9 protein-coding genes and 2 pseudogenes are annotated in these 11,832 nt (G+C 68.6%); 5 read left to right on the top strand and 6 right to left on the bottom strand.

The window, feature by feature from the left end:
* Positions 1-136 (bottom strand): annotated as a pseudogene (locus RM572_RS27165) (IS5/IS1182 family transposase); the annotation flags it as partial.
* 248 nt (positions 137-384) lie between these two features.
* Here RM572_RS27165 and RM572_RS27160 point away from each other — a divergent pair.
* Both RM572_RS27160 and RM572_RS27155 read left to right on the top strand, forming a co-directional pair.
* The gene (locus tag RM572_RS27160; protein WP_311676032.1) at positions 385-690 is read left to right on the top strand and encodes a hypothetical protein; all 306 of its coding nucleotides are present in this window, start codon (positions 385-387) and stop codon (positions 688-690) included.
* On the top strand, positions 651-1,448 hold the full coding sequence (locus RM572_RS27155) for a hypothetical protein (protein ID WP_311676031.1): 798 nt from the start codon (positions 651-653) through the stop codon (positions 1,446-1,448). Before RM572_RS27160 ends, RM572_RS27155 begins: the two co-directional genes overlap by 40 nt.
* 504 nt (positions 1,449-1,952) lie before the next feature.
* Here the strand turns inward: RM572_RS27155 and tpg are convergent.
* From tpg to RM572_RS27135, 4 genes are all read right to left on the bottom strand, one after another.
* Positions 1,953-2,516, bottom strand: coding sequence for a telomere-protecting terminal protein Tpg (tpg, locus tag RM572_RS27150; protein WP_311676030.1), 564 nt, complete (start codon positions 2,514-2,516; stop codon positions 1,953-1,955).
* Positions 2,517-2,521: 5 nt separating this feature from the next.
* The gene (gene tap / locus RM572_RS27145) at positions 2,522-4,615 is read right to left on the bottom strand and encodes a telomere-associated protein Tap (RefSeq protein ID WP_311676029.1); all 2,094 of its coding nucleotides are present in this window, start codon (positions 4,613-4,615) and stop codon (positions 2,522-2,524) included.
* Positions 4,616-5,442: 827 nt separating this feature from the next.
* Complete coding sequence (locus RM572_RS27140) at positions 5,443-6,966, bottom strand: UvrD-helicase domain-containing protein (protein ID WP_311676028.1); 1,524 nt, start codon at positions 6,964-6,966, stop codon at positions 5,443-5,445.
* A gap of 372 nt (positions 6,967-7,338) precedes the next feature.
* A complete protein-coding gene (locus RM572_RS27135; RefSeq protein WP_311676027.1) occupies positions 7,339-7,602 on the bottom strand; it encodes a helix-turn-helix transcriptional regulator in 264 nt (87 codons plus the stop codon).
* A gap of 191 nt (positions 7,603-7,793) precedes the next feature.
* Between RM572_RS27135 and RM572_RS27130 the strand changes: the two genes are divergently transcribed.
* The 3 genes and pseudogenes from RM572_RS27130 to RM572_RS27120 all read left to right on the top strand — a co-directional run bounded on the left by RM572_RS27130 (position 7,794) and on the right by RM572_RS27120 (position 10,301).
* On the top strand, positions 7,794-8,255 hold the full coding sequence (locus RM572_RS27130) for a hypothetical protein (protein ID WP_311676026.1): 462 nt from the start codon (positions 7,794-7,796) through the stop codon (positions 8,253-8,255).
* A 458-nt stretch (positions 8,256-8,713) separates the two neighbouring features.
* Positions 8,714-9,458, top strand: a pseudogene (locus RM572_RS27125) (transposase family protein).
* Between the two features lie 513 nt (positions 9,459-9,971).
* Positions 9,972-10,301, top strand: coding sequence for a histone-like nucleoid-structuring protein Lsr2 (locus tag RM572_RS27120; protein WP_311676025.1), 330 nt, complete (start codon positions 9,972-9,974; stop codon positions 10,299-10,301).
* A gap of 271 nt (positions 10,302-10,572) precedes the next feature.
* On the opposite strand, the gene RM572_RS27115 is transcribed toward RM572_RS27120, so the two are convergent.
* On the bottom strand, positions 10,573-10,989 hold the full coding sequence (locus RM572_RS27115) for a hypothetical protein (protein ID WP_311676024.1): 417 nt from the start codon (positions 10,987-10,989) through the stop codon (positions 10,573-10,575).
* Positions 10,990-11,832 lie beyond the last annotated feature (843 nt).

Genomic DNA, 11,832 nt, shown 5'->3' with positions numbered 1-11,832 from the left:
TGGCGGCGAACACCGTCTCATCAGGCGTGTCCGGCGTCCCGCCGCGCTGCGGCCGGACCCGCGAGGGAGGGATCAGCGGCTTCGCGATCTCCCACAACCCGTCCGGAACGATCCAACTCCACCTACCGCGCCCCATGACCAGCTCAACGACGCCTCACCACATAGGACACGGTCTAAGAACAGGTGAACGACTGCCACGGCTGCCGCCGTACCGGATGCGGGCCGTGAGGCGCAGCGGCGATTCCCGGCCGTGCCTGAGCGCCGGTGCCGTGTGTAAGAGGGTAGATGTGGGGGCGGCAGCGGTCAGAACTGGCTGGAGGGGTTGAGGTGACCCGGGCTCGGAGGCGGCGTGCTGCAAAGCGGGCCCGCGTCTTCCCGGATGCCGTGCGACTGCCGCTGCAGGTGCGGCTTGTCTCCGGAGAGTCGACGGGCTCTTTCCTCGGCCGTCTGGCAGCCTTGCTGGCGCAGGAGCTGCTGGACATGATGGGTGTCGGCACGAAGGCGATGGACCCCCAATTCACCGAGGTCTATCTCAACGGTGCTGCCCTTGAACGGCTGGCCGTGATGGTCGGCCTCGCACCGGAGGTCCTGCAGCGTGCGCTGCCGAACCTGCGCCCGCACCGTCTGCTGGATCCCGGGCCCGGGCCTGCGTGGAAGTGGCGCAGTGGGAAGGCAAAGGCGTCTACCTGATCCGCGCCTGTGAGCTGTGCGCGGCCGCCAAGCGGATGACCTCGGATGTGTATGTGGTGTCGGTGACGCGCTGGCGGGTGTGCGGGCGGCACGGTCGCTGGCTGGACAACCTGCGGGAGGCAGAGGCGACCTGGCTCCCGCTGCGGGACCTGCCTGAGATCACTGAGGCGCCCCGGCAGCGGCTGCTGCTGGAGCGGCGGCTGGGCGGCGGCGGGCGAGCACTGTTCGCGGACGCCCTGCACCTGGCCGCGTTCTGGTGGAACATCCCCTCTCTATCCCCCTCGGTGTGGGCTGAGCGTGGGCAACGGCTCAAGAGACGGGGCTCGGTGGGCAGCGATCTGCGTGTAGCCCCACTAGTCAGCTACCCGGAGGTGGTCTACCTCGCGTATGCACTGGCGAGGAGGGAGCGTCGCCGGATGCGCGGAACCTGGAGCTTTCAGGACGACAAAGCGTGGCTGAACGACATCGGCGAACTGCTGAAGGAACGGCGTATGCCCGCCATTCCCGCTCTGGCACCGGTGAACCTCTGGATGCAGCACCACAGCACTCCGCCGCTCCCCGCCAGTGCGAAGCGCCCCGAGCGGGGCCGCTCCCGACCTGCCCACCCCACTCCCCCACGACCAGACGCCCACCGACACGCACCTGGAAGACCTGACCTGTCTGCCCCGGCGGTTCGGCGACGAACCGGCACCACCGGATGCGACGCATGCGTGGTCAGTGGCCGGCATCGCTTGACGGCGAACACGAAGACACGATGAGCGCCTACACGTCGCACACCTTCGCGGTAGGAGGCGTGACACACTCCGCGCCCCGGCGAGCGCGAAGAGCCACCCTGATCGGCGGCCCTCGCTGAGGTCTGAACCCTGGGGTGTGGCCTGCCCCACTTCGGGGCTACCAGGGACGGATCCAGGGTCTTCACCATCTACGGCACCCAAGATTTTCCCCGAGGCCGCTGAACGCCGGCAACGCGCTGCCCAGCGCTGATGACATCGCGCGGCTGCTTCGAGCTTGCTGGTGTCCCAGCCGTACTGCGCGTAGAGCCGTCGCAGCATGGCGGTCGCGCCAACGGCGTGTCCTCGCACCGCAGCGCAGCGGCCTACTGCCTCCTCAGGCCGACTAACGACTCGTCCGTATTGAAGTCCAGGGCCATGCTGGCCCCGCCCTCCGGTTTCCACTGCCTTCAGGGGTGGAGCCTCGGGCTGGCTGACAACCGTGCGTCCGCGCGGTCGGCTACGCCCACGACGCCAGCACGCCAGGCAAGATCAGCTTCGGAAGGCGAGGTCAAGGTAGTCGACATCCTGGAGCTCGACTTCGAGGCCGTCGGCGCGGCGGCCACCGTCGCGAAAATACTGCTCACCCAGTCCTTGGGCGACAATCGCCTGCAGCTGGCGTTCGGTGGCGCCGGCCTGGCGGGCGTCGAAGAGCCGAGCGGCGTAGGCGGGCGGCAGGGTCTGGGTGATGCGCCGCAATCTGGGATCGTCGGTCGACCCCGGGGCGGCGGTGAACCCGAACCGGGCGCGGGTCTCTACCGTGATACCCGTGGTGGTGACCGCGCGGCGCCGGGCGCGGGCGCGGACGCGCGGCTGCCAGGACCGCCGCACCTCGGAGGCGAGGCGTTCGGCGAGCTGCGAGCGCGGCGTGCGGATCTGGCCCTTGATGTATCGCTCGACGGTGCGCTGCGAGATACCCAAGCGCTGCGCGGCCCGCCGGGTGGAGCCCTTCTCCGCCCGTACCAAGGCGCGCATCTGCGCCGGCGCGGACTTCGGGATCGGGCGGGTGGTCGCGGCCTGTTCGGCCGCCTCGAGACCATCTTCGACGATGCCCACGGCTCTCATTCTCCCTGGTCTGCGGGGACGGCAGTGTCCTTAATGTGTCGGGCCGGGTTGTGCCCTTGATCGAGGAGTTCGGCGGCCCACAGCAGCGGCCGGGCGCCTTCAAGCTTGACCATCCCTGGTGAGACGCCGAGCCGGAAGCAGCCCGGGGCGGGCTTGCCCTCTTCGGTGCGCGGCAGGAAGTCCAGCGGCGACGGCCCGGCGCTCGGGTAGACCACGCAGTCGGACAGCACCGCGAGCGGGTACAGGCCGGCCGTGGTAGCCATGCGGAGCATTTTGCGGTGCATATTGGTGCGCGCTTGGGCGATGACGGCGGCACGGATGTCCGGTCGCCACGTCGCGCGGTGCAGGGCGGGCCAGGGCTGGCCGGGCCGGTAGCCGGCGCCCTGTGGGCGCTCACGAAGTTTACCCAGTCCCCCTTTGACGGTGGCTTTGATCGCGGACAGCACGGCCGCCTGCCCGGGGTCAACTGCCTTGTGCCTCTCCATGGCGGCGAGGAAGGCTTCGTCGTCCAGGTCCTTGGTCACGCCCAGATCCGCCATCGTGGCGAGGTAGGCGTCCCGGAGCCGGGCGTGCCAGGGGTCCAGGTACGGGCCGGCCTCCAGCCGCACGTACGCCTCGAGCGGGTGGACGTCGTAGCCGAGTTCGACGGCGTAGGCGAGGGTCGGGGTGGCGTACCAGGCCGGGCCCTTCGGAGCGTGTCCGGTGGGGGTGAAGGGGGAGGGCAGCCGGGGGTCGAGTTCGATGTGGGAGAGGTCGACCAGCCAGGAGCCCGGGGTCTTCTTGTCGAAGGCTGGCCGCTGGAGGTGGACGGGTTCGGACAGGCCGACGGTGAGGCGGTTAGTGGCCGCGAGGAACGCGGCGTTCACGTCCAGGCCCACCGCGTACGGCTGGGTGCACTCGTCGTCAGTGAGCAGCTGCGGCTCGCGGATCCACTCGTAGGCCTCTTCGTCCAGCACTTCGTCAGGGCCGCGGACATGGCCGCGCGGTGAGACGCCATCCAGGATCGGGTGCTCGTCCGGAGCCTCTGGCGGCGCCGGATCCACGGCTTCGGTCAGGGAGCTGGAGACTTGGCCGGAGACCCAGTCGCCGGAGTCGTTGTCGCGAACGGCGCGGGTAGGCGGGCGCAGCGCGGTCATCAACTCCAGCCCGCATACCGCCGCCGATCCGCGCGGGGTGATCACGCGGGTGGCGTAGTTGCCCAGCACGCGGGCGAGTTCCGCCGAAGGCAGGTCTGCCGTGGGACCCCAGGCGCGTTCGTCCAGAGCATCCCAGGGCAGGACGGCGAGCTGCACGCATTGGCGGCGGCCGCCGTCTGCCGGGCGGTAGATCCGCGGCCACGGGCCGAAGCCGCGCCGGGTGAGCTGCCACCCCGCCCCGGCCAGTTCCTTGACCACGGGGTGGTCCTCCGGAAGACGCAATCCACGACGGTCGGTGAGCCGGTGGGGCAGCCCGAAGGCCTCTGTGGCGGCCGCGGTGAGTACGAGCAGCGGGTCGGCGTCCTGGCCGTGGCGGTGGAGCCGGGCTGCGCCGAGGGCGACGTCGTTGAGTGCCCAGTCGACCAGGCCCGGAAGGTCGCCTGCGGGGCAGTCAAGCACCAGGCCGCCGACGCCGTAGGCCGTGCCATCGCCGTCGACCACGGCGAACGGCCCGTTCACGAACCGGTCATCGGCGGCGGCCGCGGTTGCCGGAGCGCGAGTTGGTTTCGGGGTGGCCTTCTTCGCTGCCGGGCGCCGCGACGTCGACGACGGCCCGGCCGTCTTCGCCGGACGGACGGGGGTGGCGGACCTCTTGGCCACAGGAGCAGGGACGGTGGACTGCCCCCCGGCGTCGGTTGGTGCTGCGACACGGTCTGAGGGGTAGAGCCCGGTCAGCTTCTCCAGCAGCCGGGCGTACGCCTCGCGGTGCGGCGGCCGTGGCTCGGTCTTCCCCGACTCCCACGCGCCGACGGTCGCGCGGCGTACCTTCAGCGCGCCCGCAACCTGGTCCAGCGTCAGCCCGTGCGCCTTCCGCAGCCTCAACCGCTCTACAGGCGGCGGCAGTGAAGCGTGCCCGGCGACGAGGGCGTCGACCGCGTCGAACATCTCGGACATGAAGCACCTCCACACCACACTCTATCCGGCGAACCGCACAGTTGACGTACGGATAGCGCACGAACTGCGTACTATTGAGGGGGCACCACACCTCGTGATGGTGACGAGCGTGCTGCTGGCTGCCATGCCGACGATCCGTTGGGGCCAAGCGCTAGCTGTAAAGGCCAAAGAGCCCGTCACCGCCCGGCCTTGACCGGGGCGGCTCGGGCCGTCGGCCCTTCCTCGAATGTGGACGGTGAGCCCTGCCCTCGCCCGGGCCTCAGTCGCCCGTTGTGCGAGCTACCGCCAGCAGAAGCTCTTGTGGCGTGTACTGGCCTCGCAAGTGAGTAAGGGCGGACTGCAGGCGGCGAATGCGTTGCCCTTGGTCGCTGGCTGCGGCAGTGGTCACCGTTTGTGTCAGGAAGGCGCTTGGCGTCTGGTCGCGGGCCGCGGCAAGGCGGCGAATGTGGTCGTCGACGGCTTGGGGAAGGTCGACGCGGAGCAGGACCGTGCCGTCCGACTCCGGATAGTGAGTGGTCAGCGCATCGACCGGCAGGCAGTTGCCGATGCGGTGTCGCCCTCGTGTGAATGCACTGTCGGGGTTCCCTGCCCGTACCAGGTCATGACGTGTGTCCTGTCGACGTTGGCGGCAATGCGCAGGCGCCGTCCTGCTCGGGCCAGTTCAGTTTCCTAAGCGGGGCGTGCCAGGGTGATTTCAACGGCGTGGCGCGGCAATTTGATCGCCCTCCGAGTGCGACGGCAGCGGCCAGCGAGGCTACGTCCTCTGTCTGTCGCGGTAGTGGATTGTTCTGGGGTGTGCGAGAGCTCGGCGCTCTCGGCGTGGTGGCTCATGTGGTGGGCAGCGGCTTGTCGTGCGGGCGGGGCTGTGTGGGGTTGCCGTCGGGGTGGTGGTCGATCCAGTTCAGACCGCCGAGGTCGAGGTGTTGGCGTGCGCGGGTGACGGCGACGTAGGAGAGGCGGGCTTCGGCGGTGTCGATGGGGCCGGGCTGCGGGGTGCCGTCTTCTGCCGCGGGGGTGTCGGGGCTGGGGGCGGGTTCGGTGAAGTCGTCGGCGATGCGGACGACGGGCCATTCGCGGCCTTTGGCTTTGTGGGCGGTGGAGACGGTGATGTCGGCGAAGGCCTCGTGGCTGAGTTGGTTGACGGCGTTCAGGATGGCGTCGGTGCCGTGGGTGTCGACGAGGTCGACGAGGGGGGCGAGGTCGCGGCCGGAGGGGTCGTGCTCGGCGTAGTCCTGGAGTTCTCCCCAGGTGCGGAAGAGGAGGAGTTCGGGGTGGGTGGTGGGCTGTCCGGCTTTGAGGTCGCGGGCGGCGTGGGCGAGTGCTTGGAGGGCTGCTCCGCCGCCGGTGAGAGCGACGCGGTGGCCGGTGGCGAGGTGGTGGAAGACTTGGATCATGGCGCCGACGTTGGTGCGGCAGAGGATGGCGGTGGGCTGGTGGTGGTCGCCGATGGTGGTGGTGAGGGTGGGTGTGCCGGTGAGGCGGATGGGCGCGTCGGCGATGGCGAGCCAGCGGTTGGCTTCTTCTGCGAGGTGGGGACCGAAGCGGAAGGACTGGGAGAGGTGGAGGTGGGTTCCTGCGAAGCCGGTCATGACGTCGCGGGCGCCGCGCCAGCCGTAGATGGCCTGGGCTGAGTCGCCGACGATGACGAGCTGGGCGTGGCCGCGCTGGGCGGTGAGGATGCCTTCGAGGACGGGGTTGGTGTCCTGGGCTTCGTCGAGGAGGAGGAAGTCGGCGGGGATTTTGGGGTCGGACAGAGCCCAGATCTTGAGGTAGTGGTCGTGGTCGAAGCGGACGACGCCTTCGCGGGGGTGTTGGAGGTCGGCCCAGGCTTTGCGGGCATAGGGAAGGACGTGGTGGGCCAGGGCGGCGTGGTGGGTGTCGTCTTCGAGGCCGCGGAGGCGGGGGACGTGCCGGGCACGTAGGTGGGTGTCGACGGAGTGGCAGAAGTGGGTGACGGTCTTGAGCGCGGCGTTGGAGAGGGCGCGTTCGCTGACGTCGCGGTCGCCGATGCGTAGGGGTTTGGTGATGCCGAGGGCGGCGCCGGTCTTCCAGGTGGGTGTGCGGGGGGCGTTGAGGCGGGGCAGGTAGCGGTGGCCGATGGCGGCGAAGGCCATGGCGTGGGCGGTCTTGCAGACCACGTTGGGTGGGAAGGCGGCTGCGGCGGCGGTGGCGATGGCTTTGTTGAAGGCGATGTAGCGGCCTCGGGCTTGGGTGGCGGAGGCCAGGAGGGCGAGGGTGGTGGTCTTGCCGGTGCCGGCGCCGGCTTGGAGGGCGAGGTGGTCGCCGTGTTTGAAGGCGTCGACGGCCGCGGTCTGTTCGTCTGTGGGGGTGTGCGCGGTGGGGGTGCTCACGTGGAAGGTGGTCCGTTCAGGTGGGGCGGGAGTTTGCTGGGGCCGGTGTGGCGGGTGACGGCCGGGCGCAGCGGCTGCAACGCAGCTGGGCGGGGTGACGGTCGTGTGGTGGCTGGCTGCGGTATGACGTGGCGTCGATGGGGGTCGCTGCCTGAGTGGCCGGTGAAGGGTTTCGTCGGCGAGGGGTGTCCTGTGCTGCGCATGCGGGTGAAGGTGTCACGCCGACACGGCGTCATAGCGGGCGTGTCGGGTGTGTTTCCTTCGCAGGGCTGGACGGGCTCGGCAACGCGTACGGGAGTTCGCCTGTGTGTTCGGGCGTGGTCACCGTTTCGGGCGGGACTCCCCCGCCCCTGGCCGCCTTCCGGCTGAGGGTCAGGCGGTGCGGCTGGCGGGAGGTTCGTGGCCGTCGCAGAGGTGGGAGAGGAAGCCGTCGATGGGCACTTCGAGGGCGTGGGCGAGGGCGTGCCAGGTCTTCAGTGTGCCGATGGTGCGGCCTTGCTCGATCTCGATGAGGGTGCGTCTGGCCAGGCCGCTGCGGTCGGCGAGCTGGTCGTAGGTGTAGCCGCGCTCGGCCCGTACCCGCGCGAGCTCCAGTCGGAGTGCGTTGAGGTTGGGGTCAGGCGGGAAGATCGTCACCCGCCTATCGCACGGTGCAGACACCTGCCCTGTCAGTGCAGACCTCTGCCCTATTTTGACGCGGTTTGACGCCTCCACGGCGAGGCAGAGGTCTGCACTACTCTCTGCCGCCGCCGCACCCCTCCCCGCAAGCTCCGGGACGACGGGGAAGACGGTGGTCACCCGCTCGGAGCCGGAGGAGAGAAGAACGGATGGGGATCGCCGACACCCCCGCAGCCGCCAGCCGCGTCTGGGACGTCGCGGTGCAGGTACACCACGACAAGCCCCGCCTCATCTGCGCACAGTGCGGCCAGCTCCCCCAGACCGAGGACTTCCCGATCATCCGCACCAGCGTCCTCGCCCACCTGGCCGACCACGCCCGTAGCGAGCACCTTGCCGCCTACCTGCGGATCTGCCGCTGCGCCGAACGAGGCTGCCGCTGGCATCCACGCCACCGCGGATGCGCCGGCCCAGTGAGCCTGACCCTCACCCGCCACGGCCACGGCCGCATGTGGCGCCTGGCCGACACGTGCCTCGCCTGCACCGCCGCCACCCCACACACAGCACCCGTACCCGAAACCCCACAGAAGTCGTCTTTCCTCCAGTCCGCCGCGCCCGCTTTCGTGGAGTCCGGAGAGGCCGGCACGTATCTCTTCGAGGAAGGCTGGCCATGAGCAGGCGTGCCTATTGGTGCGAGGAGACGCTTCGAGAGCAGGGCAGCCAGATCTCGGAAAGCAGACAGTTGCCGAGGGCTGTCTACCCGGCTTCCGCGCTCGACAGATCGGCTGCAGGACGGTCTCTTCCGTCGTGCGCCATGGCGGGTGCGGCTCTGCCCTCCGCATTCTGCTGGTTGCCCGCGGCCCCGGCATCGAGTGAGGGGCACTTCGCACGACTCGGGCCCTCGGTCGGCTCATCGATGGAACGTGCGTGCTTCTGCGGGGGCGGTCGACCATGAGCCGGTCCGGCGTGGGCACTCAACGAGAGGATCAGCGATCTACTGTCGAGGCTTTGCGGCGTTTTCAACCTGCCGGGCTGGGCGGGTGGTTGGGCTGGAGGGCGGTGTCCGGAGGTGAAGAAGCTCCTGGTCTCCGGGGTCACGGCCAAGATCACCTGTATGCCAGGAACTTCTGCGTTGCTTGTCTACCCAGCCGGTGTCGATGTGTCCGCCTCGGCCCTGCGTTTCCTCGCCCGTGAACTGGCCGCACATCGGCGCGAACAGGGCACACGGTGGCGGAGGTTGGCCGTCGGACGCCAGGAGCTGATGGTGCCGGCCCATCTGCGGAGCGGCACACCTACGCCCAGCTCGCCGCCGGGTTCGGGGTCGGCACCACCACTGCCTGCCAGTACGTCGCCGAGGCCGTGGGCCTCTTGGCCACCCTCGGGCCGACTCTCGTCGATGCGGTGAAGAGCGCCTCGACCAAGGCGTTCGTCATCTTGGACGGCACGCTGGCTGCCGATCGACCGCATCGCCGCCGACCGGCCCTTCTACTCGGGGGAACGCAAGAAGCACTGCATGAACGTGCAGGTCATCACCGATCCGGCAGGCCGACTGCTGTGCGCCTCGCCAGCGCTGCCCGGAGCCGTCCACGACAGCAACTCATCGACGCGCTGGACGAAGCCGACGTGCAGTGCTGGGCCGACGAGGGCTACCGGGGCGCCGGCGGCACCATACGCGTGCCCTACTGGGGACGCTGGGAGACGTTGCCCGCAGGTCAGCAGGCCGTCAAACGCTCGCTGCGAAGATCCGCGCGCTCCTCGAGCAGGCCATGGCCACCCTGAAAACCCGGCACCCCCTGTGCAAGCTGCGATGCTGCACCACCCGCATCACCAGCCTCGTCCAAGCCGTCCTCACCCTCCACCTGACCTGCTCGAGCTGAGGTTGCAAAAAGCTCATTGAGGAAGTCCTGGGATTCAGGTGCGCTTCCGGCTCCTCGGCCTGAGGGGTGTGCTCGGGACAGGCGGGCGGCCGGCGACAGTGAGCCGCCAAGACACTTCGTGCTCCGTTTGCTGGCATCTGCGGACGGGGCAGACCATCAACGGCCCAGCGATCAGGAGGTGTCTACGACTCAAGGCAAAAGAGCCCTGCCGGGATGGCTCTCATCGGGACACTGGACCCAGCGGCCGAGCCTGCTCCACGAAGCAGACGCGCTGTCTCCGAAAGGTCACGAACCTCCTTTAACGCCCTTCTCCGGAGGCCACTGACGTAACGTTTCGTAAGGCAACCGCGAGCCGCAGACACTGCAGATAGCTCGCCCAGCGAACGTTTTCTCAACGCGTGCCTCTGTGACAGGTGGTTCGACCACGCTGTGGCAATGAACATGAGGTGCTGCTATAAGATGCCTGTCCGGCCAGAGAACTCCGGCCGGACACGCACCCTTGGGAGAACTGGCATGGCACAGCGCGTAGTCACGTTGTATACGGACGATGTCTCAGGTGAACAGGGCGATGACGTGATCGCTCACACCTTCAGCATCGACGGAGTGAACTACGAGATCGACCTGGGGCCGGACACATATGACCAGTTCCTAGAGGCTTTGGGCCCCTTCGTGAAGGCGGGCAGGAAGGTCGGCGGAGCGCGCAGGAGTGGATCGAACCGCCGTCAGGGTGTAGGGCCGGATCCGGTCAAGGTCCGGGAATGGGCAAAGTCGCAGGGGCTTGAAGTCAATGACCGAGGGCGTGTTCCGCGAGACGTTGTCGAGAAGTATCGGGCTGCGCACTGACGTTGCGTGCATCTCGGTCACGTGCTCGTGCCTGGACCGCTCTCCATCGCTTCGGCGTTTCCCACCCGGCGCATGATGAGTACTGCCAATCTGGGTGATGACGCACTCGCGGCCGAAGTAGCGGCTCACGCCTCTGCCCGGCCAGTGGCCCTAACCGGAGGCTGGAACCCGGTACCCTGAATGAATTCGGTGACCTCCGTCCGGCTGCCAGAGGGGCAGCAGCGAACTCTCTTGGGCCGCAACCTCCGCGTGGCGCCCGGCGGAGAGGGCCCTATACGAGCAGCCAGAGTAGGCAGGTAAGTGCGGCTACGGCTCCGAGCGCCGCTGCGGCGATCTGCCAGATCCTCTGTTGCGATGGCAAGGTGAGCACGTAGGGTGCTGCGGCTGTCGGGATGACGTAGTAGACGCGGTGTGCGTGCTGGTGGCTCACGACGCGCGCGAGGCGGAGATAGGTGAATTCGGCTCGTCTGGCGACTTCGTTGTGCTGCGGCCGGAGATGGGGCTGTGCGAGGTCGCGGAACCTGTTCGATATGTCCTTCGTGGTCGGGTCTTCGTTGGTCAGGCTCATGCGCTCCCAGGTGCCCTTCTCGCGGGCGGCGGCCCAGACCGGGTAGGGCAGGCCTTCCTCGGGCTTCTTGATTCTCTTAGTTGCCGGCCGCCGGCTGATCCTGCCCTCGGTCCACGTCACGGTCCGGCCCGCTCCTCGGCATTCCTCATGGGATTCGGTTCCGGCGCCTGCGCAGTCCGGGCAGTTTCGTATACCCCTCCCCCGGCACAGTGGGCAGGGAACGCGGCCCTGGCCCTTACAATTGGGACAGGCTGCGTTCTCAGCCCCGCACTGTCGGCAGGTGCGACGTTCCTCTGCCGACCGGTGCTCCCTGACCTTGCGGGTCTTGGTGCCGGTGCCTTCGCATCGAAGGCATGGATCGAGCCCGTGGCAGTCGGGGCATGCTGCGGACGCATCGCAGTGAAGGTCGCCTCTTCCCTGGCACCGGGAGCACGTCGTCTTCCCGTTGCCGCAAGGGCAAAGCCTCTCCGCCAGGGAGCCCCGCCGTACGAGTCGCACGGTCTGGGGCTCAGAGACGTCCTTCGGCGAATCCAAGCTGTAGCGGGTGAGGGAGTCGTACTCCGGCCGTCCGGAAAGGTCGATGTGGCCGTAGTGCTTCTGCTCTTGCTCCGTTCGGGTCTCGATCGACCGGGTGACCTCGCCTTCCAGGAGGGAGTGCCACGTGATCTCGCCGGTGTCGGGGAGACCGAGCTTCGGTGCTTCTCCACGCTCCTGAACGCAGCGTCGCACTGCGTCCAGGACGACCTGCTCGTTCAGCACACTCCCCCTGTCCGCGGTGACGCCTCAGGCAAGACACCGCTTGGAACCCCCGCACCGAGGATGATGATCAGCAGAGCGGCCGGCTGCAGCATCCGTAGCGACTGCCCGGCCATCATCTGGCCCGGCGTCACCATCATTGAACACCCCCGCACCCGCAAGAGCCGCCCATTGCGGCATACCTGGGTGAAACTTCCTCAAGCCGTG

The sequence above is a fragment of the Streptomyces hazeniae genome, from assembly GCF_031845485.1.
Lineage (GTDB): Bacteria > Actinomycetota > Actinomycetes > Streptomycetales > Streptomycetaceae > Streptomyces > Streptomyces hazeniae.
Note: the sequence above shows the minus strand (reverse complement) of the source record. Positions and strands in the feature narration are given on the sequence as shown.